This window comes from Streptomyces sp. NPDC057694 (genome assembly GCF_042799415.1).
Classification (GTDB): Bacteria; Actinomycetota; Actinomycetes; order Streptomycetales; family Streptomycetaceae; genus Streptomyces.
The window spans coordinates 157,618-182,816 of the sequence record NZ_JBHVIX010000014.1 but is presented as its reverse complement, the minus strand read 5'-3'; the positions used below and the strand labels follow the sequence as shown (position 1 = coordinate 182,816).

Below are 25,199 nucleotides of genomic sequence, written 5' to 3'. Positions count from 1 at the left end.
ACTCCCCGACACAAGGACTCAGATGACCACCACCCCCGTCCCGCTCGACATCGCCGCGCTACTGCCCGACAGCACGCACCTCATCGCCGGAGAGTGGGTGCCCGCCGCTACCAAGTCGACCATCGACGTGTTGAACCCGGCCACCGGCGCCCTGCTGGCCCGCGTCCCGCGCGGCACAGCGGAGGACGTCGACCAAGCCGTACGCGCCGCCGAGGAAGCGCTGCCCGCCTGGCGCGACACGAGCCCGGCCACACGCGGCGACCTTCTGTACCGCTGGGCCGAGTTGGTGCGCGAGCACGACGACACCATCAACCGCCTGGAGGCGATCGAGGTCGGCCACCCCGTCGGCCCCTCCCCCATCGCCGCACGACTCACCTACCTCGCGGGCAAGGCCGACAAGATCTTCGGCGACACCCTGCCCACACGCTCTCCCGACGTCCTGGGCCTGACCCTGCGAGAACCGTATGGCGTCGTCGGCGCCATCATCCCGTGGAACGCGCCCGGCCCGATGACCGTCTTCAACACCGCGGCCCCCATCGCAGCCGGCAACACGGTCGTCCTCAAACCGGCCGAGGACGCCCCGCTCACCGCCCTCTACCTGGCCCGGCTGGCGACGCAGGCCGGCCTTCCGCCTGGTGTCCTCAACGTCGTCACCGGGTACGGCGCCGAAGCGGGTGCGGCCCTGCCAGCCCACCCTGGCATCCGCAAGATGAGCTTCACCGGCTCGCCCGCCACCGGCACCGCGGTCATGGAGACATGCGCCCGCAACCTCATCCCGCTCCAGCTCGAACTCGGCGGCAAGTCCCCGCAGATCGTGCTGCCCGACGCGAACCTCGCCCAGGCCGTGCCCGCGATCGTGCGCAGCATCATCATGAACAGCGGCCAGGTCTGCGCCGCGGGCTCTCGCGTCCTCGTCCACTCCTCCCTCCACGACCGGCTGGTCGCGGAGCTCGCCGAGCACTTCCGTGCCGTCCGGGTCGGCCTGTGGGACCAGCCCGTCGACATGGGCCCGCTCATCAACGCCCGCCAGCAGCAACGCGTACTGGACTACCTGGCCATCGGGCGTGAAGAAGGTGCTGAAGTCGTCGTGGGTGGCGGCAGACTCACCGGGGCCCCGTACGACGACGGCTTCTTCGTCGAACCCACCCTCTTCGACCGGGTCACCCCCGACATGCGCATCGCCCAGGAGGAGATTTTCGGCCCCGTTCTGTCCGTCCTCGCCTACGACGACGAGGAAGAGTCCGTAGCGATCGCCAACGGCACTCGCTACGGACTCACCGCAACCATCTGGACCCAGGACATCGGGCGCGCGATCCGCCTCGCCCGGCGTGTCCAGGCCGGCCAGATAGCCGTCAACACGGTGGGTGACGGCGGCCCCGACGGATCGATCGGCACCCCCTTCGGCGGCTACAAGCACAGCGGCTTCGGCCGGTCCATGGGGCCCGACTACTTGGAGGACTGGACCCAGGTGAAGGCGTTGGTCATCAACGCCGGCTGAAGGCGGGTGCGTTGGAGACGGTTCATGCCACCGCCGCCACCAACTTGCCGCGCACGTGACGTCCGGCCAGTTCGGTGAGGCCTGACGGGACCTCGTCGAGGGTGAGCGTGCGCATGACCCGGGGGTCCAGGTGGCCCTGCGCGGTGAGGCTCAGCAGCTCGGTGAGCATGGCGGACAGGTCCGCGCGGGCGCGTGTGTCGCCGTGGCTGTGGGCCGCGCCGAGGGCGATCTCGTGCACGGACGGCGCCATAGTGAACGGCTCAACCGCGGTGAGGTCGGGGCGTCCGGCGATCGCGGCGAGCCCGCCGCCATGGGCCAGCAGGCGCAGGTATGCGGTGGCGGACTCAGGCCCGACGGTGTCGACGACAGCGTCCACACCACGGCCGCCGGTCAGTTCCCGTACCCGTTCCGGGACGGATTGTGTCCGGTAGTCGATGACTTCGTCAGCGCCCAGCGCCCTTACGAGGTCGGCATTGTGAGCGGACGCCGTGGCGAGCACCCGGGCTCCGGCGCGGGCGGACAGTTGCACGGCGAAGCCTCCGACGCCGCCTGCGCCCCCGGTGACCAGGACCGTGTCGTCCTTTCCGATATGCAGTCGTCGCACGACCGCCTGATACGCCGTCATACCCGCGCACGGCAGCGCCGCGGCCGTCACCGCGTCGACCCCGGCGGGCACCTCGGCCAAGGCGGCCGCGTCCACAGCCGCGTATTCGGCAAAGCCGCCCGGGCGACGCAGGTCGGCATGCACGGCGACCCGTGCGCCGAGCCGTGCCCCGGTCACGCCGGGGCCGAGTGCATCGACGGTCCCCACCACGTCGAGTCCGAGGACATGCGGCCACGTCCAGTCCCGGTGCCCGTCCCTGGCGAGCTGGTAGTCGACGGGGTTGAGCCCGCATGCCGCCACCTTGACGCGGACCTGTCCGACGTCCGGTTCGGGGAACGGCAGCTCGGCGATGCGGAGTGTGTCGGGACCGCCGGGGCGATCCAGTACGAGAGCCCGCACGGGCCTTCACCTCTTTCAGCTACGTTCTGGGGCGGCACGAGGAGCCGTGAACGGAAGGCGGGTCCGGGGAGGTTCAAGCCCCCCGAACCCCCTTGCTTCAGCCTACAAAAGACGTTCCGATCGGCTTCTGTGGGTGCAGGTCGAGGGCGATGCGCGGGGCCAGCGCGCGCAGAAAGCCGGGAGCATCGAAGATCTCGCCCGCGGTGACGGCGTAGATGTCCTGGCCGCCGGCTGTGGCCCGGCGTTCGGTTCCGGTGATCCCTTATACCGGGCACGCAAGGGAGACGCGATGGGGCTCATGCTCTTTCCAAATGACGACTACGTGGCAAGCCCGGACGTCTCCTGGTCCTACTCCGGCTTCGGCATGTTCAGGAAGTGGCTGGCCCAGGCCGAGGGGTTCGCGCTCGCCGAGATGGACGGGTTCGGCGGAGAACGCCAGTGGTCCAGCGTCTACACCACACTGACGCCGCTCCTCAACCATCCGGACGACGACGGCCCCTGCCTCACGCCCGCCCAATGCGCTGCCATGCCGCCCCGGCTGGAAGCCATCCTCGACCGACGTCACGCTGACGACTGGAACCCCGTCCAACGACGGCGCATCGAAGACATCAGCGAGTTGGTCGCCGTCCTGCGGTGCTGCGTGGACAAGAACGTTGAGCTCGTCTTCGGCTGCCCCCCGGACGGCACCTACCAGTCGAGCGCGGCCTGCCGGAGGCGGTCGCGGACGCGGACCAGATCGGGATTGGTGCCGGCCCCGGGGCGCTGCACGAGGAACAACGTGTTGAGCGGCGGTTCCTCCGGATCGTGCAGCAGGGCCAGGCGGTCGGCACGTAGGTACTCCTCGCACAGCGAGCGGGGCAACACGCTGTAGCCCGCCCCCGCGTTGACCGCCGAGAGCACCGCATAGAGGTTCGGCACGGTGACCGCGGCACGGGCGGTGAGCTGCTTTCCGAACACGGTGCGCCAGTAGCGCCGCAGGATCGGCAGGTCCTCGGCGTACGTCACCATCGGCACCGCGCTCAACGCCGCGCACAGGTCGTCGGCCCTCTCGACGCGCTCCGCCCACGCCGGGCTCGCGACCAGCAGATACTCCTCGTCGGCGAGCGGCACCGACTCCAGCGCCCGGCCGCGCGGACGGCGCGTGGTGATCACCAGGTCCTGTCGGCCCGCGCGCATGTCGTCCAGGAGCGGCTCCGGCAGCCCCTGGGTGACCCGCAGTTGGACACCGTCGGCGACCAACGGCGCCAGCGCAGGCAGTACCCGCACACACAGCAGCTCCGACGGCCCGGCCAGATGAACGGGTGCCGCCGTGGCGCCGGAGTCCTCCAGGACCGCCAGCGAGTCCAACGGACCGGCGATCTGCGTGGCGAGCTCGTGCGCGTACGGCGTGGGCTCCACACCGCGCGGCAGCCGGGTAAACAACTCCCACCCGGTCTGCTGCTCCAAGGTGCGCATCTGCGCGGTCACGGTCGGCTGGGACAGCCCCAGCCCGGGTGCTGCCGCCGTGAACGAGCCCGAGCGGTACACGCCCAGGAAGGTGCGAAGCAGATTCAGGTCCGCATGGGGCGGAAGCCGCTTCCCGCCCGCGGCCGGGCGTTCCTCAGCGGCGAGGCTCTGGTCGCTCATGCACCCGAGCGTAGCGCCTTTTGACATCGGATGTTCTATAGCGGATATCGGTTCACCTATTGGCATTCGGATGAGTCCCCCGCCTACCTTCGGCACTGTCACCGCACAGACGGAACGCCCCAGGGCAACGATGTACTGAGGAGCACAGGAGAGCACATGGCGAAGATCCTTTTCGTAATGACCGGCGCCGACGCGTGGACGCTGGCCGACGGTAGCAAGCACCGCACCGGTTTCTGGGCCGACGAGGCGATCGTGCCCTACGAGGCCTTTAAGGACGCGGGACACCAGGTCGTGGTGGCCACTCCGGGCGGTGTCGTATCACCCGTGGACCCGGCCAGTCTCGCGCCGGAGGCGAACGGCGGGGTGGAGCAGGCAGCCGCGGTGCGGGCCCTCGTGGAGACCGCCGCGGAGTTCCGCAGCCCCATGGCGCTCACCGATGTGCGACTCGACGACTACGACGCGGTGTACGTCCCCGGCGGCCACGGCCCGATGGAGGATCTCGCGGTCGACGCTGACTCCGGCCGCCTCCTCACCCGAGCCGTGACGGCCGGTGTGCCGCTCGGCGTGGTGTGCCACGGACCGGCCGCCCTCCTCGCGGCGGTGGGAGCGAACGGCGCGAACGCGTTCGCCGGCTACCGGATCACCGCGTTCACCAACGCCGAGGAGCAGTTGGCGGGCAGCGCGGCGAAGGCCAGGTGGCTGCTCCAGGACCGGCTGACCGAGGCGGGACTGCAGGTCGAGGTCGGTGAGCCCTGGGCTCCGCACGTCGAGGTCGACCGCCATGTCGTCACCGGCCAGAACCCCGCCTCGTCCGGCCCGCTCGCGGCCGAACTGCTCAAGAAACTCGCCTGACCCCCTACTCGAACCCCATCAAGGACACCCCATGACCACGCAGAACGCGATCAACTGGCCCGAGAAGTACCTCCCCGGCACCGGCGACAACTTCGTCTCCAACGAGGTCATCGTCAAAGGGCTGACGGCCGCCCGTGTCTGGCACTACCTGACCGACACCTCCACCTGGGAGTCGTACTACGACAACGTCGCCGACATCTCCTTCCCCGAGAGCGGCGGGCCAGAATTGTCGGGCGAACTCGCCTTCAGCTTCGGCACGTTCGGCTTCCCGCCCCTAGCCGCCCGGGTCGTCGAATTCCAGACCCCGGACCAGGACGTCCCGGGCCGACTGTCCTGGACGGCCAAGCAGGACGGAAAGCCCGAGCAACGGCTGGACGTACTGCACGCCTGGCTGGTCGAGGACCTGCCCGGCGGCCGGGTGCGCATCCTGACCCAGGAGAGCCAGATCGGCGAGCCCGCGGCCGCCCTCGCGAACGAACGCCCCAATCCAATGCTCAACGGCCACCAGGCGTGGCTGGACGGAGTGGTCCGCGCCGCCTCGGCGTAAGCACGCACCCGACGCCCTCGCCCCGCCCCACACCGCTGAGAAGGAGCACGATATGTCCAGGCCGCCCCTGCCGCCCGAGGCCCAAGAACTGCTGCGCGGCCCCAACCCCGCAATCATGGCCACCCTGCGCTCCGACGGCGCGCCCGTGTCCACCCCCACCTGGTACGTGTGGGAGAACGGCCGGGCCCTGATCAGCCTCGACGAGGGCCGCGTCCGCCTGAAGCACCTGCGCCGCGACTCGCTGATCACTCTCACCGTCCTCGACGGTGACGACTGGTACACCCACGTCACGCTCATCGGCCGCGTCGTCGAGACGTATGAGGACGAGGGTCTCGTCGATGCCGACCGCATCGCCACTCACTACACGGGCAAGCCCTACCCGGACCGGGTCCGCACCCGCGTCAGCGCCTGGATCGAGGTCGAACGCTGGCATGGCTGGGGCGCGCACCGCGACAGCGACCAGGCATTCACCGGTTGAGGCGCGGGCTGCGCCTCACCGAGAAGCAATCGATTGTCAGCGGCGAAATCCAGAGGCTTTCTGCAGCTCCGCCTGAACGGTGGCGACGTGCTCGTGGGCCAGTCGGGCGGCCGTCTCGGGGTTACGGTCCAAGATGGCGTCGACGATGCCGCAGTGATCGGAATGGGCCCGCTGCAGACGTCGTTGCACGATCAGTGGTGGTGAGTGGTTCAGCGCCTACGACAACACCTACATCGACGAGGCCGGGAAGCTCGACATCGACCATCTCGTGCCGCTTGCCGAGGCCTGGGACTCCGGCGCCGGCACCTGGACCGCCAAGGAGCGCGAGGCCTACGCCAACGACCTCGGCGACGACCGCTCCCTCATCGCCGTCTCCGCCAAAACCAACCGGTCCAAGGCCGACCAGGACCCGGCCACCTGGCTACCGCCCTTCGCCGGCGACCGCTGCCAGTACGTCACCGACTGGATCGCCACCAAAATGCGCTGGCAACTCACCATCGACCCGGCCGAGAAGACCGAACTGTACGACGAACTCGCCCAGTGCCCCAACAAACCGGTGAAGATCACCCTCGCCCGGTAGATCCGAGCAGCAGGTCGTCGGACCTCATGAGGCCTTGCCTAGCACGGCCTCAGGACCGACCGCGCCCGGCCCGAAGCGGCGGTTGACGCGGTCGATGACCTGTTCCGCGCGCAGTCTCGCCTCCCGGACCGGGTCGAAGGTGATCTGCTGCGGTGCGACGGCGGCCGACACCAGGTCCTCGCCGCGCACGCTCATGCCGGTCAGCCGAGCACGCTGCAACCCTGCAGCGTCCATCAGCGAAGTGCGCGGGTTCGCGGATTCCTGGACGCATCTTGTGCCGCTGCCCGTCGAGCGGGTGGTTGATGTCCTCGGCCTCAGGCACAGCGTCTTCGACACGTCACTGAAGCCGTACACGTCCTGGTCCCTGTCGGCGGTCGCGCACCACCTCGACGCGATCGACTCCTCCTGCTGGGCTGCCCTCGACCGGGGCGCGGACGGGCGGCTCGCCGGGTTCGTTCTCGGCTCGATGGGCTTCGACCAGCGCGCCGACTGGGGCAACCTCGAATGGATCGCCACCGACCCCGCCTACCGGGGTCAGGGCCTCGCCCGCCGATTGGTCGAGCGGTGCTGCGAGCGGCTCGTGCAGGCAGGCGCCACAGCGGTCGTCACCGACGTCGAGTCCCGCAACACTGCGTCGGCCACGCTGATGCGCGGACACGGACGGCACGATAGTCAGTCCCGGTCCGGTGACCGTTGCTCCCGGGACGCCGCCGACGGTGACGTCCACCCCTGGCCCCCGCCTGGAGGCTCGGTCATGCCTTCAGCGCCGTCGGCGGTCGTCCGTCTTTGAAGGCTGCCAGGAGGTTTCACTCGAGCAATGCTCAGGACTTGTGGATCAGTTCTGGGAGGGCATGCGGAGGGCGTACTTTCCCGAATGATCCGGAAGGTCTCCGAGTGGGCCCGCGTTGCAGCGCGGGTCGGGAAGGTACGCCTGTGCTCAGCGTAGTCAGCGACGACGGTTCATCCGCGGAACTTGGCGCGCGGACCCAACCGGGGCGCAGGGTGGTGGCAGTTACCAGTGACGACGTCGTGGACCTCCACTCGCCCCCTTTGCTGTGGGAAGGAATCCGCCCCATGGACCTCACTGCCCTGATGATCTGCACCGTGCTCGTGGTGAATCTGGGTCCCGGCGTCGTGCGCATCTTGTCGACAGTGCTGTACGAGCGGGAGCGCCGTGCGACGCTGGTCGAGGTGCTCAGGTATACCCGCCCGGGCGCGGCTCAGTTGCTCGTGCACCACGATCCGATGGCCTGCGACATCCGGATCTTCGCTGACCCGACGATCGCCTCCCTTCCCGACCCCGTGACCGGATCATGATCGAATCACTCTCCGAGGAACCAGCGCCTGCGCGCCTCAACGATTTTGATGAGCTGTTCACCATGGGCTTCCCTCGGACCGTCCGTGCGCTGATGCTGCTGGGTTTGGACCGCACCGCCTCGGAGGACTTCGCGCAGGAAGCCTTCGGCCTCGCACACCAGAAGTGGAACGAGATCGGCGGCTACGACAACCCACTGGCCTGGGTGGCCAAGACTGCATCCGCCTTGGCGCTTCAGCACTGCCGCACGTCCAGGAGGCGCGCACAGATCCTGGACCGGAAAGCTCCGGTGTTCGCCGACACATCGGGCCGCGAACTGACACGAGCAGAGCAACGCATCGACCTCGTACGCGCCTTGGAGCAGCTTCCCCGAGGACAACGTGAGGTGATCGTGCTGCATCACATCGTCGACCTGCCGGTCGCTGCCATTGCCCTTACGCTGGAGATAGCCGAAGGAACGGTCAAGTCGCAACTTCACGACGGCCGCCGGACCCTGGCCAGTCTGATGGCAGAGACTGCGGTACAGCAGGAAGGGGAGGGAGGAGCCAATGAGTCAGGACGAAAGTGACCAGGTTGCCCGTCTTCTCGGCTCCGCGGTCGAGGACATTGCGTACTCACCCGAGGCACTGGCCGCGCGTCTGGCACAGGTGAAAGCCCGTTCAGCGTCCGCTGCATCCTCCCCTTCAGCCTGGACGCGACTAGCGACGGCAGCCGGCAGCACCCCGTCCCGGCAGACCACCGGAACCGAGCAGCCCGGACACGGGGGCGTAGCCCTGGCCTCCGTCACGGAGTCGACGAAGTCAGGTAGCGGCCGCACCGGAGGGACGACAGGGGAGGTGCCAAAAGAGACACCGACAGAGACGAAGAACCGTAAGGAGCTTGAAAGGAACGCGTTGTACACGCTCGACCTCTCCGGTGTCGAGTGGCACAGTGCACCCGGTACCGAGCAGGACGAGGAGCGCGTAGAGATCGCGTATCTGCCGGGCGGCGCCGTAGCAATGCGTTCGTCGCTGGAGCCGGAGACCGTGCTGCGATACACCCAGGCAGAGTGGACCGCGTTCGTGCTCGGCGCGCGCGACGGTGAGTTCGGCCTGGAGCCGGCGCCGAACAACGGCAACGTCGACGCGTAAGAGGGAGTCGTTGAGGGCGGAAACCTGAGCCTCCGCCCTGTCCCTCGCAGCGCGCTGCATCGTGGCCGGAGCATGGGCTGACTCCACGGCGGCGATCGGCGCGGACTGCGAGCAGGTCGACGGCATGGACGTGGACACCGAGCAGACCCCGCCGCCGCAGAACCTGGTCAGCCAGCAGGCGCGGGGTGGTGTAGCCGTACCTACGCCCCTGGATGCTGCCCGGTACGTCGCGGGTGACGCACCATCCGCCGGTGCTCGATGAGCAGTCGCCGCTTCGCGGCGATCTGTGCAGTGCACCGGAGTTGTGATCTCTACCGACATGGCGGTGTCGGGGTGGCAGCCGGGCGGGTGCCAGCACGATCGCCAGGACGGCCCCGTACGCCTCGTCCAGGCCGGTGAAGATGTCGATCAGGACCGGGTTCACAGAGTGTCGTCCTCGCCGCCGAGGTCCTGGCCGAGGCCGAGCGCGGCGAGTTGCTGGGCGGTGTCGAGGGTGGCGGCGCGGCGTGCGGCGCGGACGATGTAGGCGTTCACACTCGGTCCGGCTGCTGCAGCAGCGTGGCGGATGGAGGTTGAGTCGGTGCCGGCGTGCGTTCAGGTCCTGCGTGCATGGAAAGCTGGGCAGCCTCCAGTTCCCGGAATTGCGGGCAGCGGTGCCTCGTGAGGAGTTCCCGATGAAGCAACTGGTACTGACTCTGGTTCTTTTCATGCTCGCCTTCTTGGCGATCCTGACGACCTTCGGTGCCGGGTTCGGCGCGCGCGAACTGCTGGTCTGGTTCCTCGCTCTGTGTGTTGCCGTCTTCTTCGCGGTCCGCAGCCACCTGCGGAAGACGAAGGCGCGGTAGGAACTGGCGTGCCGTTCTAGCGGGCACCAGCCGCCCAGATCCACATCTGACGCCGCAGCGAGCGACAAGATGGTGCGACCGGGCAGGAACGGAACGCACCGCCGTCTCCCCAGGCCAGCGGGCGATTCAGGAAAACCGCCATCCGATTCCGAGATCAGGCTGTCTGTCCTCGGGCATGCACGCCGGATGGCTGCGCAGGACCAGAAGGCCTAACTGATCGTTTCAGAATGAGAGTGGCGGGCTGAGTGGGGTCAGTCCTCGAGGCGTTGCAGGATCTGCGTGAACTCGCCGTTCTCGACCAGGCCGGTGAGGACCTGGATCATGTTGCTGATGCCGGCGTCGCGGACGATGAGCCCGTCCGAGCACCAGAAGTAGCGTCGTTTCAGAGCTTCGCCGCTCGCCGCCCACCGCTTCATCAGCGTCTCAACGTGACTAGTGGGTGTCTGAGAAGTTCCGTTCAGGGCAGGGATCTTGCCGCTGCGCGGTGGAGTAGCAGCATGATCGTGGCCAGGTAGATCGCGTTCTCCTGGCTGCTCGCCAGGTATTCGTAGTCCTTGGAGAGCCGCCGGTAGCGGCCCAGCCAGGCGAAACTCCGCTCGATCACCCAGCGCCGCGGGACCACCGCGAACATCGGCACCACGCGCGGTGGCGCGTCGGCTTTGGCCCAGGTTCGCCGGAACCTGCCGTCTTTGCGTTGCACGATCTGGATGGTGATCCCGGTTTCCTGCTGAACCCAGTCCAAGAAGTCACGGCCGCGATAGCCCTGATCAGCCCACACGTGCCGCAGCCACGGGAACTTGCCTGCGCACCGGGCCAGCAGCACGGCGGCACCGTCGCGGTCGCTGATGTTCGCGGGGCTGACACCGACCGCCAGAACCAGGCCGAGCGTGTCGACGAGGAGGTGGCGCTTGATGCCCAGCACCTTCTTGCCGCCGTCGTAGCCGTGCCAGCCGCCGCGTTCGGTGGCCTTGACGCTCTGGCTGTCCACCACTCCGGCGCTCGGGGTGGGTTCACGGCCCTGGCCAGTACGTTCCCTGGTCCGCAACGCGGCAAGGATCTCTTCCCAACGGCCCTCGACGCGCCACTGCCGCCAGTAGTGGTAGACGGTCTGGTATGGCGGGAAGTCGTGCAGCAGCAGCCGCCAGGCACAGCCGGCCCGCACCCAGTAGGCCAGGGCGTCGATGATTTCGCGGCGAGGGTGCTTCGGTGGTCTGCCGCCCGGTTTCGGCGGCGGCACAAGCGGTTCCAGTACCGCCCACTCCATCTCGGACAGATCGGTCGGATACGCGCGCCGTTCCCCGGCCATCCCGGCCTCCATCAGCGCAGGAACTACCAACTCACCTGCCCTGAACGGAACTTCTCAGACACCCACTACCTGCTCGCCTACGTCCGCGGCCCGGAGGGCGTCATCGTGGGCCTCGCCCAGCACCTCCGTTGAAGCACACGGCAGTTACGGGGTGTCCTTCGTGCGTGCGGCCTCGCGGCGGCGGCGCAGCAGGACAAGCCCCGCGGTCAGCAGCACCGCGGTGCCGCCGACCGCGGCCGCCCACACCACCGGGCTCGTGTCAGAGCGCGCGGTGGCGGCTGTCGCGGGGGCCGGGCCTGTGACGGTCAGCCGCACCGGCGCCCGGTCGTTGGCGGAGACGGGATCCTCCGGCGCCTTCCCGGAGCGCCGGACCGTCACGCTGCCCGGCCGGTCATCGTCGCCCGTGATCCGCAGGGCGAACGCGAACTCCTGCGGTTTCCTCAGCCCGTCGGACAGCTCACAGACGTACGTGCGGTCCCTGTCGGAGGTCTTGCAGTGCTGGGGGAGCATCTCCTCGTCCAGCTCGGGGTCGTACGGGGGCGCGACGACCTTGGCGCCCGGAGGCACCGTGAAGACCGCCTTCACCGCCGCGTCCCTCGGCACTCCGGGGCCCTTGTTGACGTAGCCGACGACGACGTTCACCCGGGAGCCCACCCGGCCGGTGATGTCGGCGCCGATGGCCGCGTAGTCCGACGTGTTGGCGACCGTCACGTCGAACTGCGCCCTGGAGGGGTCCAGGAAGTCGACGTCGTCGGGCGCGGCGGCGGGCGTGGCGCGCAACGGCGCCCCCTTGCCCCGGGTGTAGTCGGGCAGCGGGTCCCGGTTGACGTACTCCGTGCCGAGGCCCACCGCGTACGACACAAGGGGATCGACGGCCTCGGGGCGCGGCGTGACGCGCAAGGGCGGATCGATCCTGACGGTTTGGCCGGGGGCGATTCGGATGTCGGGCAGGACGCAGTACATCTGCGCTTTCCCGTACCAGCAGTTGGCGGCGCGGCCGACGATCGCCATGGCCTCGGTCGGATCCAGGCTGAGGTAGAGGCCGCGGGCCGTGACGTCGCCCGCGTTGCGGACGAAGAGGGGAATAGAGAGGTCCTCGCCGCGCTCGGCGGTCCGCGGGCCGGTGTCGGAGACGAGGAGCCGCGGGCTGCCCGCGACGACGTCGAGACTCCCGGAGCCCTTGAGGCTGCCGTCGTCCGAGATGAGCGTGTAGCGCAGGACTCCCGTCTCCCCCGCCTTCGCACCGGCGACGGCCGCGAGGCCAAGCTGCTGGACCGTGTCGGCGCGGTACGGCTCGGGCCCCTCCGAGATGGTCTGCCCACACGTGACGACCGGCGTCTTCTCCCCCGTGCACCCGTCCGGAACGCCCGTGACCTCCGCGACGCCCGCCAGCCCGCGCACGTCGAATCGCACCTTCCCGGCCCGCCCGCCGCCCGAGCCGTCCCCGGTGTACCGGAAACGGACGGCCGCGTCCTGCGGAGTCTGCCCGGTGGCCGGCCCGAGCGGGACGTAGAACACCGGATCACTGACATCCACCAGCCGGCCACCACCGTCCGCGACAGCCGGCCCCCCGGACGGCACCGCCCCCAGCACCACGACCATCACACCGACCGACACCAGCGCCCACCGTCCGCGAGAACCCATCCCCGACATCCCGCCAGTCTCCCCCGATCCCACCCACCGGAACAGGCCTCTGCGGCCACCGGTGATCCGCAGTGAACGGCCCAGCACAGGCAACTTCCCATGCCTGGCGGGGAAGATGCGGAGCTGGGTGAGATACGGCGTGGCCGTCGTCGGCTTCTCGGCGGGCACGGCTACGTCGGGCGGTGCGGCGGCGTCGTGCTTGAGCCGGCTACGGGCAGCCACCACGATGGACCCCTCCGCCGGATCGGATCCGAACCGGCCGGGGCGGTGCTTGAACCGGTTCGGACACCCGTGGAGGCTGTCTACGTTGCATCACCGATACTCAGGCGGCGAAGCCGATGTTCATGACGTATTCGTAGGCGCCGTAGCCGAAGCCGAGGTCGGCGGTGATGTCGTCGAACCACGCGGCATCCATGGCCTCGTCGTCGTCGGCCGCCCATGCGTCGACCATTCGCTCCCAGTTCCGCACGTTCAGAGTGCGGAAGGAGACCGCCCGCACTCATCGCGAAACGACTCCCCAACTCACGTTCATAGCCATCGGCGCTGATCCCGAGGAAATGGGAGGCCTCGTCGATACCACCGCCGCGTGCGCGTCGGACGAGGTGGGTCGCAGCTGTGCGGCACAGGAGCAGGGCGCTTGCGCTGGTGAATGCGCTCAGTGGCCGATCGGCCCATTCCTGCAGAAGGAAGTAGCTGTCAGGCAAGAGCCTTGCGGATGCGGGAAGCAGACACCGGCGCCATCCGCTCGACAAGCACAGCAGCCATCACCCCAGACTGCAGCAAGATCACCCCAACTGAAATGGCGTCATACCCCAAGCACGTCGCTGACTCGGCTGCTCACCTCGGATCTCTCAGCGTTTCCAGCCTCGTACAACCAGGGCGTCCGTCAGGAATACTCTCCATACGCATCACCGGCCTCGGGGAAGATTCGCCAGGACAGGTTCCCCGGGTGCCGCCGCACCTGGGAGCAGATCTGCATGGCGTATCGCTTCAACCCTCCGCCCGGCTGGCCGTCACCCGCTCCGGGATGGGTCCCTCCGCCCGGCTGGCAGCCGGATCCTTCCTGGCCGGTGCCTGAAGGGTGGCAATTATGGGTGCCAGAGGAACCTGCGGCGCCGCCCGCCGCCCCGATCTCGGGCTCTGGAACGGCTGGCACTGCTCCTGGAGGACTCTTCGGGCGGCGGCGCAAGCAGGCCGAGGCCGAAGCCGAGCGCCTGACCGGCGAGCTTGCCAACAGCGAAGAGCGGGCTCGGATTCTGCAGACGCAAGTGGATCAGCTAACGGACCAGCTGGCCCGAGTAATGGGCGCAGACAGTGCGACGATCGCCGCGGAGCAGGGGCGACTGCAACAGGCTCACAGCGAGAAGCTGCAGGAGTTGCAGCGGATCGACGCGGTGCTGGACGCGAAGGTGGAGCACGCGGCGGAGCAGGCTGCGCAGGCACTGGTCGACGTGCGCAGCCAGGCACAGGCGCTGACGCAGCAGGCCGAGCAGGCGCGGCGGCAGGCGGCCTCCGCGCAGGCGGATCTGGTGGTCATCGACGAGGTGCGGATGCTGCAGGAGGCCGGTATCTACGAGTACCGGCATCCTCTGGCCGATGCGGTCGCCTACGCCGGGCAGCTGGAGGGGCTGAAAGCACGGTATAAGCAGCTGGCGCGGGACAACGCAGCGGTGCTGGCGGCGCAGGACTGGACCGTCAATGGTTCTCTTACGCAGGGCCGCAAGATGGTGCGGGACTTCTCCAAGCTGATGCTGCGCGCCTACAACGCCGAGGCCGACACCGCGGTACGCGGCATGAAACCGCATCGCCTGTCTTCGCTGATTGATCGGCTGAGCAAGACTCGCGAGACGATTGCGCGGCTCGGGGCCACCATGCACATCCGCATCAGCGATGACTATCACAGGCTGCGCGTGCAGGAACTGGAGCTGACCGCCGATCACCTGGCACGCAAGGAAGCGGAGAAGGAGGAGCAGCGCGAGCTGCGGGCCCGCCAGCGCGAGGAGGAACGCCTGCAGCGGGAGATCGAACGTGAGCGGCAGCGCCTGGAGAAAGAACGCAGTCACTACGAAAGTGCGTTGCGCCGGCTGCGCGCCGGGACTGGTGATCCTGCCGGAATCGCCGAACTGGAGGACAAGCTGCACCAGCTAGGTGAGGACCTGCGGGCCGTGGAGGCCCGCGAGGCGAACATCCGGGCGGGCTATGTGTATGTCATCTCCAACATCGGGGCCTTCGGCGACCGTATGGTCAAGATCGGGCTGACCCGTCGGCTGGATCCCATGGACCGGGTCAATGAACTCGGGGATGCCTCGGTGCCGTTCCGCTTCGACGTCCACGCACTGATCTTCAGTGAGGACGCGGTGAGCCTGGAACGACAGCTGCATCAGGAGTTCGAGGACCGCCGCGTCAACCGGGTCAATCTGCGCCGCGAGTTCTTCTACACCACCCCCGCCGAGGTGCGCGCCGCCCTCCAGCGCCTGGCGGGCCAGCACCTTCTGGAATTCACCGACACCGCGGACGCTCCCGAATACCGCGCCAGCACAACGCCCGGCACGAAATGACAGCCGCCCTTGCGGGCGTCAGCACAGGAGGGGCAGGGCGAACCACAGATCTCACGGGGCAGCACAGATCAACTGTGCTGTCCCGCGACACTGGATGGGGCGTGTGGCTGCGTGTCGCCGGGCGGGCGGAAATTCGACCGGCGGCACGCGCCTCCATGTTGATCGGGTACCATCCCGGTCGGCCGATACCCACCGGCGAGACGTGCCCGAACGGAGGACCGTAGGCCAGCCTCTCCCTCTCGCTGGCTTCGCAGTCCTATCTGATGCAGGAGGTACTGCAAATGCACATTATTAAGATCATCGTCGCATCCGGACTCACCGCCGCAGCGGTATGCATCGTTTTGTCGGCCGCTCCCTCGGCCCACACTTCGTCCGGAGGAACCCACGCTTCAGCGACGCTCTCAGTAGCGAACGCACTGCCCGTAGAAGCTCCCACTGAAAAGCCCGCAAATTGGCATAATCTCGATGTAGAGAACTAGGAGAGTTAGGCACGGAGGGTCTCTTTGTGAGACGAGAGCCCTCTAACCTCGCGCTTTCATGAGGCGGGCCGTCCGACGGGTGGTCAAGTAAGCGAAAAGTGCCTCTGACCAGCAAGAATGAGGATTGTCGAGGTCCTTGTTCCTGCTTCAGTCGGAGGCACTTCTCAAGTGAAGAAGAGTATCGGGCCGTATCCGCCTGTCCGCATCGAGGGTGGTGGCCGGGTGGTGGTCTCGGAGGCCGGGGGCGTGCTGCTGGTCGAGACGGTCCGCAAGGCCGGCTTGGACACCGCGATATCTTCGGCGCTGACGCCGTGGCAGAAGGTTCGGGCCGTGCACGATCCAGGCAAGACTGGACGTGGCTATGGCGGTCGCGCTGGGCGGGGACTGCCTGACCGATGTGGGATGCTGCGGGCCGAGTCGGCGGTGTTCGGCCGGTGGCCTCCGACCCGACAGTCTCCCGTCTCATCGACACCCTCGCCGCCTCCGGGGAGAAGGCCCTGACCGCGATCCGTTCCGCGCGGGCCGACGTCCTCCTGCAGGTCTGGCGGTTGGCCGACCGGAAAGCGCCTGATGCGGGCGGGACGGTGACCGTGGATCTCGACGGGGTTCTGGTGATCGCGCACTTGTCGGCGTACGGCCTAAGGGCTTACGGGAAGCAAGTCGTGGCTTCCAGCTGTGGGGCTCGTTGGTCTGGTATAGGGAGACCGGAGGGGATCGAGGCCGTTCTGGCGGCGAAGTTCCAGGTGTTGTTGCCGCATCTGGACGAGCGGCAGCGTCGGCTGGCCATAGGGGCGGAAGCACTGTCGCTGGGGCATGGCGGCATCAGGATCGTCGCCGCTGCAGCCGGGGTCCGGGAGGCCATGGTCTCGCGTGGGGCGGCTGAACTGGACTCTGGTCAGGCCCCGTTAAGGCGGGTGCGCCATCCCGGCGGAGGGCGGAAGAAGGCGGCCGAGCTGGACTCTGGGCTGCGGCCGGCACTGCTGGCGCTGGTCGAGCCCGACGAGCGGGGCGACCCGATGTCGCCGCTGCGCTGGACGACGAAGTCGCCCCGGAAGCTGGCGGCGGAGCTCACCCGCCAGGGGCACCGGGTCTCCGCCGACACCGTCGCCGGCCTGCTGCGGGAGGAAGGCTTCAGCCTGCAGGCCAACGCCAAGACCATCGAAGGTGCCCAGCACCCCGACAGGGATGCCCAGTTCCGCTACCTCAACGGCTGATGGCGCTTTCTGAACTTCCCCAGGTGATGCTCTCGTTGAGGCCAAACCTGCTCAGGGTTCGAGGACAGACTGTTACAGGACATCAGTCCGGTGACGGCCGTGGCTTGCAGCGAGGGCACATCTGGCAGGGTGCGGGTTGTGCAGCAGTCAGCATGCGGCTGCATCCACAGCGAGGCCGGTGGAGGCGACCGCTACAGGCCCGTTGTAGGCATCTCTGGCTGCTTTGAGCGCAGCGTTCTCATCCGTGCCGGGCCACAGATGGGTGAGCAGCAGCCGCCCAGCCCCGGCGCGAGCCGCGTACTGTCCGGCTCCGCGCGCGGTGAGCAGGTAGGGGGCATCGTTGGGGTCGGGGACGGTGTAGAGGTAGGTCGCCTCCGACAGGAACAGGTCCGCGCCGTCAGCGAGCCGGCTGATGTCGGGGCTGGGCCCGGTGTCACCGGTGTAGGCGAGAGAAGCGCCGCCCGCGCTCAGGCGCAGACCCGCGTTAGGCACGAAGTGCGGCAGATTCCAGGTGTCGACGGCAAACGGACCGATGCCGAACCGCTCGCCCGGCCAAAACGATCGCACCGTATAGGAGGACGCCAGCATGCTCGGCTTGTCCAGCGCAAGCACGGCGTCCAGCGCGCCATACGGAGCATGCAGTGGCAGAGGTGACGGAGGAGTGGCGCTCAGTGCCCGCGCGCGCAGCAGGGGATTGAGGTCGGCGCAGTGGTCGGGGTGGCCGTGGCTGACGAGAACGGCGTCCACACGGTCGGGTGTGATGTGGTCCAGCAGGCGTGGGAACGTCGCGTAGCCAGGGTCGATCAGAAGCCGGAATCCGTCGTGCTCGACGAGGTAGCCGCTGCACGCCTGCCGCACGGTGGGCCAGGCGCCACAACCACCCAGAACAGTGAGGCGCATGGCTGCGACTTTACCCAACTGGTGCTGAAGGCAGTGTGGTTGATGGATGTCCGGGGTCCGCCTCTCCGACTGCCCACATGCCGATGATGGTCGTGACAGGATCGGTGCCCGCGCCAAGGCGGCCTTGCTCGGGCGCTGGCGAGGTTCAAAGACGGGTTCTGAGGTTGAAGCGGTGTTGTCGTCTGGTGGAGGCCGGTCGCGGTGAGACATCCGTCGATGGTCTGGCTGCGGTACTGGATAGTGCGGAGGCCGCTGCGGAGCGCTCGGCTAAGGGTGTCGGGATCAGTGAAGTCCCTGTTGGCCTGGGTGGTTTTCCGCAGGACGGACCAGATGCCCTCGACCGGGTTGAGGTCGGGGGCATAAGGCGGCAAGTAGAAGATCGTCAGCCATTCGTGGGCCCCGGCAAAGGCCCGGAGCCGGGCGTCCTTGTGCACGTTGAGGTTGTCCCAGACCAGCACGATGGGTCCGCTCAGTTGTTGATGGGCGGAGACAAGGAGGTTGCGGTAGTCGTGCCAAGTAAAGCTGCGCCGTTGGGTGTTGCGCTTCCACGCCACATGGTGTTTCGGCCGGTAGATCAGCCGGGACCGTTGCCCAGCCCGGTAGCGCCAGCGCGGCAATCGAGATCCGACGTCGTGAGCGGCCCCGTACCCGGGCCAGTGGAGTACAGCCGCGCCTGGACCAGGTTCTGCGGGTCGGCGGCGTCATCGAGAAGCCAGCTTCGTCCTCGAAGACGAGCCAGGCTCCCGGGGCCGCCGCGGCCTTTCCACTTGGGGCCAGGTCTCCCTCACCCAGCCGGCGATCGTGCCCTCGTCGCGCTCGGCTGCACGACGGGCAGGTGCCTGATGCGACCAGCCGTGGCGCCGCAGCATCTGGGAGATCCCCGACAGCGTCATCGTCCTATGGAACCGCCGTCCGATCAGGGTCTTGATTCTGGCCAGGGTCCAGGTCTGGTCACTGAAGCCATGCGCCACCGGGCCCTTGTCCAACTCCTCCTCCAGCGTGGCGAACAGCTTCTCGCTCAGCTTGGGACGGCCGGGCGAACCCGCTGACCGCAGCCCGTCAGACCCGGTCATTTGCCAGGTGCGGCGCCAGCGTTGCACCGACCGGACATCCACTCGCAGCCGCTTCGCGATGGTGGTGTTTTCCTGCCCCTCAGCGAACATCTCGGCCGCCTGCATGCGGATTCCCTCGCGGAAGGCCCGACGCTGGTCCGTCAGCCCGCCACCCTGCGGATACCTCATACATCGGGCATACCGCGACGAGCACGGCCTGTCAGGCTCGGCGACAACACCGCTTCAACCTCACTAACCGTCACCGGCGCACAGCTGGACCTGTACGCCGCGGCGCTGGGATATCCAGCCGGACGGGGCGTCGTTGTGGCGCCGACGGCACACGGGCGCCCCGCAGATTTCGCAGACGACGGCCGATCGGGCCTCGAAATCTGCGACGAGCGACTGCACTTGGGGGCGAGCTGTGTCGGACCCCCCGATGATCTGGATCCGCACAGCGCCGAGCTTCTCCTTCAGATCGCCGACTTGATAGCCCGGGTCTTGGGCCTGGAGTTGTTCGTGAAGGTCTCCGAGCAGTCGGTGCCAGCCGGGGCCGACGGCGCAAGCGCGCAGGCAGCTGCCGGATGGACGGGCCGTGGTCGTCGTGTATCCGTTCATGATGCGCCGCATGCCCGCCCACGGGGCAGTCCGAGCGGCCCGGTTGAGTACGGCAAGTCCTGACGTCCGCTTCCCGTGAGCCAGGCGCCGCTTCACGGTCGGTGGAACGCTCTGGCCCTGACCGCGCCGCAGGCGGTCTCGCGGCTTTGCCGTGCGGGCCTGACCGGGGCCGAGATCGCTGCCCGGCTTGTCGCCGTCGGCGACACCGCCGGGATGAACCAGACCGTCGCGTCCTCCCGTACGGCACGGGGCCGGTGGTGCTTCGCCGGGTTCTGGCTCTGGTGGTTTTGTTCACGAGATGCGAGCCCTGGCCCAGATCTCAAAGAGAGGTCGCGGAGCACCACTGGATCAGGTTCACCTTTCACCTTGCAGGGCGGCTCGAACACGGCGCCCTCTCGCGGGCCGGTTAGTGAAAGGTGCCCTTCCGGCCTGGCCTCGCACCGCCACTTGCAGCAGACTTTTCCGAGACGCCCGAAAGGGCACAAAGGGGGTGGGGGATGTCCGTCGCCATATGCCTAAGCGGTGGAGGGGCCAAAGGGGATTTCGAGGTCGGAGTGCTCCGTTTGCTCTACGACAGGGGCGTACGGCCCGACATCCTCGTGAGCACCTCGGTGGGGTCGGTCAACGCCGTCAAACTCGCGGAGGGCGAGGATCCGGATCATCCCGAGCGGGGGCTGAAGGGACTCGAGCGGTTGTGGGCATCTCTCCAGTCGAATGCGGACATGTACGAGGAGGAGCCCTGGCTGTACGACCCGGACATGGACGCCCGCGTCCGTGAATCGCTGACGGGGCGCTCCAGCGGCCTGGGGATCTCCGGCCCAACACAGGCCGGCGCCAGTTGGGGTGACCTTGCGCCCGTGTTGAACTTCTTCAACAACGCTGCGTTCCTCCTCGGGGACGGGCAGGCCCTGCTCAAGTCGCTCCGCTTGGTTGTCGACGCGAAGAGCCTCTTCAACCTCACTCCCATTCGCGAACGTCTCTACTCCCAAGTCGTTTTGGCGGCAATCGAGGCCTGGGCGGCGACGGGCAAGAAGCTGCGGATGGCCACCGTCGCTCTCGAGAGCGGGAATCTTCGGTACGTGACCGAGAGCGGCGCGGTCCTGGAGCGTGACGGATCGCCAACTCAGTGGGCAGGAGAACTGACAACAGCTTGCCGCACGCTCCAGAGCGAGATGGATAACCGGGAACGAGAACTTCGGGAGCACCAACATCAACTGCAGCAAGCCGCACCGAAGGAAAAGCCCACGATCATAGTCGAAGTGAAGAAGGCGCAAGCGGCACTGAATGAAGCCAGGATGGCCTTCCGGGACTGCGTCGCCGCGCAGCCCCAGGTGCCGCTCGTGGTTGACATCCGCGAGGGTGTACTCGCCTCGGCCAGCATCCCGGCGCTCTTCCGCACAGTTTCCTTGGGCGACGAGAGCTACGTCGACGGCGGCGTTCGCGAAATCATTCCGGCGCAAGCCGCTGCAGACGCGGGAGCCGAGGAAATCTATGTGGTGAGCGCATCGCGTCTGACGCTCGTCAGTAAGGCTCCGCGAGCCTATGCGGGTGTCGGGTTCGCCGATGTGCTCAGCAGGTCCATGGTCGAAGTGGTCCTCAACGAGGTCACCCTGAACGACCTGTCTGTTCGCGCGAAGGAGGGTGCGCCTGCACCCAGCACCGTGGTGATCGCCCCAGACGTCGACATTCACGACCTGACCACAATTGACCCCGGGCTGATCCAGATCAACCGGGACTACGGCTGGATGCGTGCGGCAGACACACTCGACGGTGCCGACCACCGCAGCGAACGCTGGAGGTCGGCAACCGACATCGCGCTAACGCGACTGGAGACATGGCGTGCCGAGAACCGCCGGTTCGGGCAGCAGGACCCCACGCACCCGGCCGACGGCACTCCCGCTCCGGACGCCAGCGCCCAAGTCGCGATCGACGCCGGGAAGCAGCGTCTCAAAGATCTGCTGGCTGCTCGCCGTGTTCTCGGCGGCCCCATGCCTGATGGCATGGATCGTTGGAGCTCAACTTTGGAGCTGCACCCCTGGATGGGACGGCTAAACGACGCCGTATTCGTCACGCAGTCGGTGCCCGCGAGTGTCCGCGCTCATGACGCCTTCTCTGCGACATTCACACTGCGCAACACGGGCACAACAACATGGCGGCCCGAGGAGCAGTACCGCCTCGGCACTCAAGCCCCCCAGGACAACACGGTGTGGGGGACGGGCCGTGCAGATCTGCCTGGCCCCGTCGCTCCCGGCGACGAAGTGACCTTCTCCGTCAGCCTCAAGGCACCTGCCGCCTCCAGGGTCGCGATGCAGTGGCGCATGGTGCAGGACGGAGTGGAGTGGTTCGGAACGAGTACGCCGCTAGTCACAATCACTCTGACCGAACCCTCGGCGTGCGGGCAGCTGCGCGCCGACATCTCCGCGGCAAGTACGGAAATCGACGCCCTCCGGCGGGCCAGGGATGTCCTGGACCCTAAGAACCCCGAAGACCGTGCTGAGATGAAAGACCTTGCAAAACAGATCAACGCGGTAAACAAGAGGCTCTCAGACCTCCGTGCCGAAAAAGTCCAGCTGGGTTGCGGGTAAGAACCTGCTTACGCAGCCTGGCCAGAAGGGTCAGCGTGGCCGCCAGGTACGCACTTCGAGGTGGATGATGTGGGCGTCGCTTTGGATGCGGCCGGTCTCGATCAGCCACTGCTGCACGGCGGCCGTGACGTCGCCGCCGGCCGCGTCGACGCGGCGGGCGAAGTCGGCTGCGCCGAAGCCGCCGGTGGATGCGGATCCGTAGGAGCGTTCTTCGGTGTGGTCGGTGCGCTGGATGACGTCGCGGCGGATGCCGGGCGAGTCGGTGCGGCTGCCCGACGGCATCACGTAGCCGGACTGGTGCAGGCGGACGGTGAAGGCGCGGGACAGCCCTAGTGCAGAGTTGGCCAGTTCTTTGGCGCAGTGTTCAACCCATCCGATCAGGTGCGCGGCGCGGCCGATGCGGCCGCGGACGGGCCACCCGGTGACCGAGTCCGGGGCGAGATAGGAGCACGGTGCGTTCACCAGGGCGTCTTCTTCCGTGTGCAGGGCCTGGCCTGCGGCGGTGAGTTCTTCCTCATCGCGTGTCGACATCAATCGATCATCACGGGCGCGCGTCCGTCATTCGTTGACGGTCCATCATTTTGTGGGATGGGGGGAATGTTTCGGTCATCTTCTCGACAGGCTGCACGAGTGCCCGGTCCGTGTGGATTTGCGGTCTGGATCGCCGTGCGCGTCGCAGGCACGATGCCTCTCACACGCACTGGCATATGACGCATGGCCGGGTGCGGGCGCTACGGCTGGGGGGGGCTCGTTGTCGTACACGGAGCATCATGCGTTCTTCTCGGCACCGGCCGTGCCGGTGGGGACGGTGGGCGATGGCCCGCTGGTCGCGCACGGCGCTTATACCGAACAGATCACGCGGAAGCTGAGCGCGGCCGCGTTCGTGCGCCGGGACTGGGTCGCCGTCCTGCAGGACGAGGTCAAGAAGGCCTGGAAGCTGCTCAAGGCGAAGGTGCGGCACTGGCTGCGGTGGCTGCTCCCGCCACCGGCTGCGCCGACGGAGGAGTCCGGACCGCCGGCGGCTCCGACGGTGGTGCTGGGCGACGACTACGCGGTATGGGTGCGCCAGCGGATCAAGAAGGAGAAGCGGCCGCTGCCGGTCTATGCGTTCGACCAGGCTCCCGTCCTCAGTGCCACCGATCGCGCACTGGGCCGGCGCCGCCGCCGGATCGGCGGCATCGTCGCGGTGTCGGGTGTGGCGGCCGTCGCCGTGGGGCTGGGCGCGATCGAGCCGTTGTGGGTCCTGGTGGCGGCGCTGGCCGGTGTGTGGGCGCTTTTCCTGGGTGATCGGGTGGTGGCGCAGCAAGAGCTCAACGCCGTGTTGGCGGGGGTGCTGTCGGGGGTGCCGGTGCGGCCGGCGGCGCCGGCTCTGCCGTATGCGCATGACCGTGTGCGGGATCTGGACAGTACGCGGGACCGGTTCGTGGGCGCGGGGCTGCAGGCCTGGCCGGAGGCGGTCATCGGGATCGACGTGGAGCCTGCTCCGGAGGGTCAGGACGAGGAGGAGGACCCTGCAGCCGGTTTCTCGGCGGGCGCCGAGGATGAGCTGGCGGAGATGCAGGAGGTCGCGCGTGCTGTGCTCGATGCACTGCAGCGGCAGAACCGGCCGGTGGCCCGCAAGCGGCTGAAGCGCTTCGAGGCTGTGGATCTGCACCGGCACGTGGAGCAGCGGCTGAGCAATCCCGCGCCGCAGCATCACCGTGACCATCCGCAGCCGCGGATGCAGGTCGCGGGGATCGCAGGTATCCACATCAGCCGGTGGGACACGATCGACGAGGAAACGTGGGACCAACTGCAGAAACTGGCCTCCAGCAGCACGGTGAAGCCGCCGCCCGAAGAGGTGGCGCGGCGCTACATCTGGTCGAGGGTGACCGCGTGGAACGGTGAACTGGTCGTCGCCATTTTGGTGCACGTCGCCTACCAGGGGGGCTTCCTGCGGGTGACGGTTCGCCCGCATGTGATGACGCCGTTGAACCCCGCGGTCGGCAGCCTCGTGGCCGCACAGGTGGCCAAGCCGCGCTGGCTCGTCCGCGCGAGCTTGAACGCCGTCGGCGACATTCTCGACGGACTGCACCGTCTGGTGCGCCGCCAGCGCCGGCCACGTCCCGAACTCGATCCGGGCAAAGGGCCGGTGAGCCTGCGTGAGGTGTACAGCGTGCGGTCGATAGAGGACATGCACATGCACGACGACGCCCGCTACTACGTCCAGATGATGCAGCGCCGGGTCTTCGACTCCACGGAGATCTTCCTTCGCGACCACAACGTCGACATCGCGTCCTATCGCGAGCAGTCCGCCGCCATCTACAACTTCGGCGTGATGAACGGCGGCACCATGTCCGGCCCGGTCCAGGCCGCGCCTTTCTCTCACAGTCCCTCGATGAACAATGCGCCCGCCGGCGCGCGTCCGTCCGCATGAGCGACAGGAGTGACCATGCCTGATCCGAACCTGACCGGTGCGAACTTCGGCGTCTCCAACCCCGGCACCATCAACGGCCCCGTCCAGGCCGCACCGTTCTCCAAGAACGCCAGCCAGACCAACAACATCGTTTCTCAGGCTGTACAGGATGCGCGCAGCAGTGTCGATCAGCTGCGCGCCCGGCTGGAGGATCTGCGCAGGCAGTACCCGGACCAGGTGGAGGTGATCGACACGGCTCTGGCCGACCTCGAAGAGATCATCCCCCACCTGGACGATCCCGTCTCCAACCCGCGGACCCTGCGCTACATTCTGCGCAATCTCCTCGAGCACTGCGGCGGCATCCCCGGTGTGGTCACTGCGGCCTCGTTCGTCCGCGACACCGTGACCGCGCTGCTGCCCTCCGGCTGAGCCTCGCCCACGACCACCCTGGCCGGCCCAATCCGCCCCGGGCCGAGGGGGCGGGTGGGAACAGGGGGCGGGACGGGGAAGGGAGAAGGAGGGAGGAAGGTGGAGGAGGTGAAGGTGGACCGAGCGGGGGGGATAGTCCCATGGGTGG

23 protein-coding genes and 6 pseudogenes are annotated in these 25,199 nt (G+C 67.9%); 16 read left to right on the top strand and 13 right to left on the bottom strand.

Features of this window, described 5'->3' with window-relative positions; genetic code table 11:
• The first annotated feature begins 22 nt into the window (after window positions 1–22).
• The gene (locus ACFVDP_RS27635) at window positions 23–1,498 is read left to right on the top strand and encodes an aldehyde dehydrogenase family protein (RefSeq protein WP_383495058.1); all 1,476 of its coding nucleotides are present in this window, start codon (window positions 23–25) and stop codon (window positions 1,496–1,498) included.
• 22 nt (window positions 1,499–1,520) lie between these two features.
• Here ACFVDP_RS27635 and ACFVDP_RS27630 read toward each other — a convergent pair whose 3' ends face one another.
• Window positions 1,521–2,501 (bottom strand): zinc-binding dehydrogenase, encoded by a 981-nt coding sequence (locus ACFVDP_RS27630; RefSeq protein ID WP_383495054.1) that lies wholly within the window; start codon window positions 2,499–2,501, stop codon window positions 1,521–1,523.
• Window positions 2,502–3,188: 687 nt separating this feature from the next.
• Window positions 3,189–4,127 (bottom strand): LysR family transcriptional regulator, encoded by a 939-nt coding sequence (locus ACFVDP_RS27625; RefSeq protein ID WP_383495051.1) that lies wholly within the window; start codon window positions 4,125–4,127, stop codon window positions 3,189–3,191.
• A 156-nt stretch (window positions 4,128–4,283) separates the two neighbouring features.
• Between ACFVDP_RS27625 and ACFVDP_RS27620 the strand changes: the two genes are divergently transcribed.
• From ACFVDP_RS27620 to ACFVDP_RS27610, 3 genes are read left to right on the top strand one after another with little or no spacing between them, the layout of a single operon-like run.
• A complete protein-coding gene (locus ACFVDP_RS27620; RefSeq protein ID WP_383495048.1) occupies window positions 4,284–4,979 on the top strand; it encodes a type 1 glutamine amidotransferase domain-containing protein in 696 nt (231 codons plus the stop codon).
• Window positions 4,980–5,010: 31 nt separating this feature from the next.
• Window positions 5,011–5,526, top strand: coding sequence for an SRPBCC domain-containing protein (locus ACFVDP_RS27615; protein ID WP_383495045.1), 516 nt, complete (start codon window positions 5,011–5,013; stop codon window positions 5,524–5,526).
• A gap of 52 nt (window positions 5,527–5,578) precedes the next feature.
• Window positions 5,579–6,004, top strand: a complete 426-nt coding sequence (locus ACFVDP_RS27610; RefSeq protein ID WP_383495043.1) for a PPOX class F420-dependent oxidoreductase — start codon at window positions 5,579–5,581, stop codon at window positions 6,002–6,004.
• A gap of 36 nt (window positions 6,005–6,040) precedes the next feature.
• Here the strand turns inward: ACFVDP_RS27610 and ACFVDP_RS27605 are convergent, their stop codons facing one another.
• On the bottom strand, window positions 6,041–6,193 hold the full coding sequence (locus ACFVDP_RS27605; RefSeq protein WP_383495040.1) for an FCD domain-containing protein: 153 nt from the start codon (window positions 6,191–6,193) through the stop codon (window positions 6,041–6,043).
• Between ACFVDP_RS27605 and ACFVDP_RS27600 the strand changes: the two are divergent.
• Window positions 6,186–6,584: pseudogene (locus ACFVDP_RS27600) on the top strand (HNH endonuclease family protein); the annotation flags it as partial. The gene ACFVDP_RS27605 and the pseudogene ACFVDP_RS27600 overlap by 8 nt on opposite strands.
• Window positions 6,585–6,608: 24 nt before the next feature.
• Here the strand turns inward: ACFVDP_RS27600 and ACFVDP_RS27595 are convergent.
• Window positions 6,609–6,818, bottom strand: coding sequence for a hypothetical protein (locus ACFVDP_RS27595; RefSeq protein WP_383495037.1), 210 nt, complete (start codon window positions 6,816–6,818; stop codon window positions 6,609–6,611).
• A 7-nt stretch (window positions 6,819–6,825) separates the two neighbouring features.
• Here ACFVDP_RS27595 and ACFVDP_RS27590 point away from each other — a divergent pair, with 7 nt between their 5' ends.
• From ACFVDP_RS27590 to ACFVDP_RS27570, 5 genes are all read left to right on the top strand, one after another.
• The gene (locus ACFVDP_RS27590) at window positions 6,826–7,374 is read left to right on the top strand and encodes a GNAT family N-acetyltransferase (RefSeq protein WP_383495034.1); all 549 of its coding nucleotides are present in this window, start codon (window positions 6,826–6,828) and stop codon (window positions 7,372–7,374) included.
• Between the two features lie 284 nt (window positions 7,375–7,658).
• Window positions 7,659–7,901 (top strand): hypothetical protein, encoded by a 243-nt coding sequence (locus tag ACFVDP_RS27585; RefSeq protein ID WP_383495031.1) that lies wholly within the window; start codon window positions 7,659–7,661, stop codon window positions 7,899–7,901.
• Entirely contained in the window at window positions 7,898–8,467 is a 570-nt protein-coding gene (locus tag ACFVDP_RS27580) for an RNA polymerase sigma factor (protein ID WP_383495028.1), read from the top strand. The genes ACFVDP_RS27585 and ACFVDP_RS27580 overlap by 4 nt, the downstream gene beginning before the upstream one ends.
• Before the next feature lie 268 nt (window positions 8,468–8,735).
• Window positions 8,736–9,029, top strand: a complete 294-nt coding sequence (locus ACFVDP_RS27575; protein ID WP_383495178.1) for a DUF397 domain-containing protein — start codon at window positions 8,736–8,738, stop codon at window positions 9,027–9,029.
• 674 nt (window positions 9,030–9,703) lie between these two features.
• Window positions 9,704–9,874, top strand: coding sequence for a hypothetical protein (locus ACFVDP_RS27570; RefSeq protein WP_383495025.1), 171 nt, complete (start codon window positions 9,704–9,706; stop codon window positions 9,872–9,874).
• Between the two features lie 251 nt (window positions 9,875–10,125).
• Here the strand turns inward: ACFVDP_RS27570 and ACFVDP_RS27565 are convergent.
• The 4 genes and pseudogenes from ACFVDP_RS27565 to ACFVDP_RS27550 all read right to left on the bottom strand — a co-directional run.
• Window positions 10,126–10,308 (bottom strand): annotated as a pseudogene (locus ACFVDP_RS27565) (hypothetical protein); the annotation flags it as partial.
• Between the two features lie 23 nt (window positions 10,309–10,331).
• Window positions 10,332–11,180, bottom strand: a complete 849-nt coding sequence (locus tag ACFVDP_RS27560) for an IS5 family transposase (protein ID WP_383495022.1) — start codon at window positions 11,178–11,180, stop codon at window positions 10,332–10,334.
• 144 nt (window positions 11,181–11,324) lie between these two features.
• Window positions 11,325–13,046 (bottom strand): hypothetical protein, encoded by a 1,722-nt coding sequence (locus tag ACFVDP_RS27555; RefSeq protein WP_383495019.1) that lies wholly within the window; start codon window positions 13,044–13,046, stop codon window positions 11,325–11,327.
• Between the two features lie 100 nt (window positions 13,047–13,146).
• Window positions 13,147–13,320: pseudogene (locus ACFVDP_RS27550) on the bottom strand (transcriptional regulator); the annotation flags it as partial.
• Between the two features lie 598 nt (window positions 13,321–13,918).
• Between ACFVDP_RS27550 and ACFVDP_RS27545 the strand changes: the two are divergent.
• The 3 genes and pseudogenes from ACFVDP_RS27545 to ACFVDP_RS27535 form a co-directional block, all read left to right on the top strand.
• On the top strand, window positions 13,919–15,382 hold the full coding sequence (locus tag ACFVDP_RS27545; protein ID WP_383495016.1) for a DUF4041 domain-containing protein: 1,464 nt from the start codon (window positions 13,919–13,921) through the stop codon (window positions 15,380–15,382).
• A gap of 647 nt (window positions 15,383–16,029) precedes the next feature.
• Window positions 16,030–16,484 (top strand): annotated as a pseudogene (locus ACFVDP_RS27540) (transposase); the annotation flags it as partial.
• Between the two features lie 102 nt (window positions 16,485–16,586).
• Window positions 16,587–17,069 (top strand): annotated as a pseudogene (locus tag ACFVDP_RS27535) (ISAzo13 family transposase); the annotation flags it as partial.
• Window positions 17,070–17,222: 153 nt separating this feature from the next.
• Here ACFVDP_RS27535 and ACFVDP_RS27530 read toward each other — a convergent pair.
• The 4 genes and pseudogenes from ACFVDP_RS27530 to ACFVDP_RS27515 all read right to left on the bottom strand — a co-directional run bounded on the left by ACFVDP_RS27530 (window position 17,223) and on the right by ACFVDP_RS27515 (window position 19,642).
• Window positions 17,223–17,975, bottom strand: a complete 753-nt coding sequence (locus ACFVDP_RS27530; RefSeq protein ID WP_383495013.1) for an MBL fold metallo-hydrolase — start codon at window positions 17,973–17,975, stop codon at window positions 17,223–17,225.
• 188 nt (window positions 17,976–18,163) lie between these two features.
• A pseudogene (locus ACFVDP_RS27525) lies at window positions 18,164–18,680 on the bottom strand (transposase); the annotation flags it as partial.
• A complete protein-coding gene (locus ACFVDP_RS27520; protein ID WP_383495010.1) occupies window positions 18,677–19,216 on the bottom strand; it encodes a winged helix-turn-helix domain-containing protein in 540 nt (179 codons plus the stop codon). The pseudogene ACFVDP_RS27525 and the gene ACFVDP_RS27520, both read right to left, overlap by 4 nt.
• A 63-nt stretch (window positions 19,217–19,279) precedes the next feature.
• Complete coding sequence (locus ACFVDP_RS27515) at window positions 19,280–19,642, bottom strand: hypothetical protein (RefSeq protein ID WP_383495006.1); 363 nt, start codon at window positions 19,640–19,642, stop codon at window positions 19,280–19,282.
• A 497-nt stretch (window positions 19,643–20,139) separates the two neighbouring features.
• On the opposite strand from ACFVDP_RS27515, the gene ACFVDP_RS27510 reads away from it, so the two are divergent.
• Window positions 20,140–22,227: a patatin-like phospholipase family protein gene (locus ACFVDP_RS27510; protein WP_383495004.1), complete on the top strand. Its 2,088-nt coding sequence runs from the start codon at window positions 20,140–20,142 to the stop codon at window positions 22,225–22,227.
• A 30-nt stretch (window positions 22,228–22,257) separates the two neighbouring features.
• On the opposite strand, the gene ACFVDP_RS27505 is transcribed toward ACFVDP_RS27510, so the two are convergent.
• Complete coding sequence (locus ACFVDP_RS27505) at window positions 22,258–22,758, bottom strand: helix-turn-helix domain containing protein (RefSeq protein WP_383495001.1); 501 nt, start codon at window positions 22,756–22,758, stop codon at window positions 22,258–22,260.
• 220 nt (window positions 22,759–22,978) lie between these two features.
• Here ACFVDP_RS27505 and ACFVDP_RS27500 point away from each other — a divergent pair, with 220 nt between their 5' ends.
• Together ACFVDP_RS27500 and ACFVDP_RS27495 are read left to right on the top strand one after the other, a co-directional pair.
• The gene (locus tag ACFVDP_RS27500; protein WP_383494998.1) at window positions 22,979–24,643 is read left to right on the top strand and encodes a hypothetical protein; all 1,665 of its coding nucleotides are present in this window, start codon (window positions 22,979–22,981) and stop codon (window positions 24,641–24,643) included.
• A gap of 15 nt (window positions 24,644–24,658) precedes the next feature.
• Window positions 24,659–25,051 carry a hypothetical protein gene (locus ACFVDP_RS27495; protein ID WP_383494994.1) on the top strand — a complete coding sequence of 131 codons (393 nt, stop codon included), beginning with the start codon at window positions 24,659–24,661 and terminating at the stop codon, window positions 25,049–25,051.
• Window positions 25,052–25,199: the final 148 nt, after the last annotated feature.

Excerpts from the sequence above, each read along its gene's own strand:
- ACFVDP_RS27495 (WP_383494994.1), top strand. The coding sequence starts at position 24,659 with ATGCCTGATCCGAACCTGACCGGTGCGAACTTCGGCGTCTCCAACCCC.
- ACFVDP_RS27585 (WP_383495031.1), top strand. The coding sequence starts at position 7,659 with ATGGACCTCACTGCCCTGATGATCTGCACCGTGCTCGTGGTGAATCTG.
- ACFVDP_RS27595 (WP_383495037.1), bottom strand. The coding sequence starts at position 6,818 with ATGGACGCTGCAGGGTTGCAGCGTGCTCGGCTGACCGGCATGAGCGTG.
- ACFVDP_RS27520 (WP_383495010.1), bottom strand. The coding sequence starts at position 19,216 with ATGAGGTATCCGCAGGGTGGCGGGCTGACGGACCAGCGTCGGGCCTTC.
- ACFVDP_RS27615 (WP_383495045.1), top strand. The coding sequence starts at position 5,011 with ATGACCACGCAGAACGCGATCAACTGGCCCGAGAAGTACCTCCCCGGC.
- ACFVDP_RS27515 (WP_383495006.1), bottom strand. The coding sequence starts at position 19,642 with ATGAACGGATACACGACGACCACGGCCCGTCCATCCGGCAGCTGCCTG.
- ACFVDP_RS27610 (WP_383495043.1), top strand. The coding sequence starts at position 5,579 with ATGTCCAGGCCGCCCCTGCCGCCCGAGGCCCAAGAACTGCTGCGCGGC.
- ACFVDP_RS27635 (WP_383495058.1), top strand. The coding sequence starts at position 23 with ATGACCACCACCCCCGTCCCGCTCGACATCGCCGCGCTACTGCCCGAC.
- ACFVDP_RS27570 (WP_383495025.1), top strand. The coding sequence starts at position 9,704 with ATGAAGCAACTGGTACTGACTCTGGTTCTTTTCATGCTCGCCTTCTTG.
- ACFVDP_RS27580 (WP_383495028.1), top strand. The coding sequence starts at position 7,898 with ATGATCGAATCACTCTCCGAGGAACCAGCGCCTGCGCGCCTCAACGAT.
- ACFVDP_RS27510 (WP_383495004.1), top strand. The coding sequence starts at position 20,140 with ATGTCCGTCGCCATATGCCTAAGCGGTGGAGGGGCCAAAGGGGATTTC.
- ACFVDP_RS27620 (WP_383495048.1), top strand. The coding sequence starts at position 4,284 with ATGGCGAAGATCCTTTTCGTAATGACCGGCGCCGACGCGTGGACGCTG.
- ACFVDP_RS27560 (WP_383495022.1), bottom strand. The coding sequence starts at position 11,180 with ATGGCCGGGGAACGGCGCGCGTATCCGACCGATCTGTCCGAGATGGAG.
- ACFVDP_RS27625 (WP_383495051.1), bottom strand. The coding sequence starts at position 4,127 with ATGAGCGACCAGAGCCTCGCCGCTGAGGAACGCCCGGCCGCGGGCGGG.
- ACFVDP_RS27530 (WP_383495013.1), bottom strand. The coding sequence starts at position 17,975 with ATGCGCCTCACTGTTCTGGGTGGTTGTGGCGCCTGGCCCACCGTGCGG.
- ACFVDP_RS27505 (WP_383495001.1), bottom strand. The coding sequence starts at position 22,758 with ATGTCGACACGCGATGAGGAAGAACTCACCGCCGCAGGCCAGGCCCTG.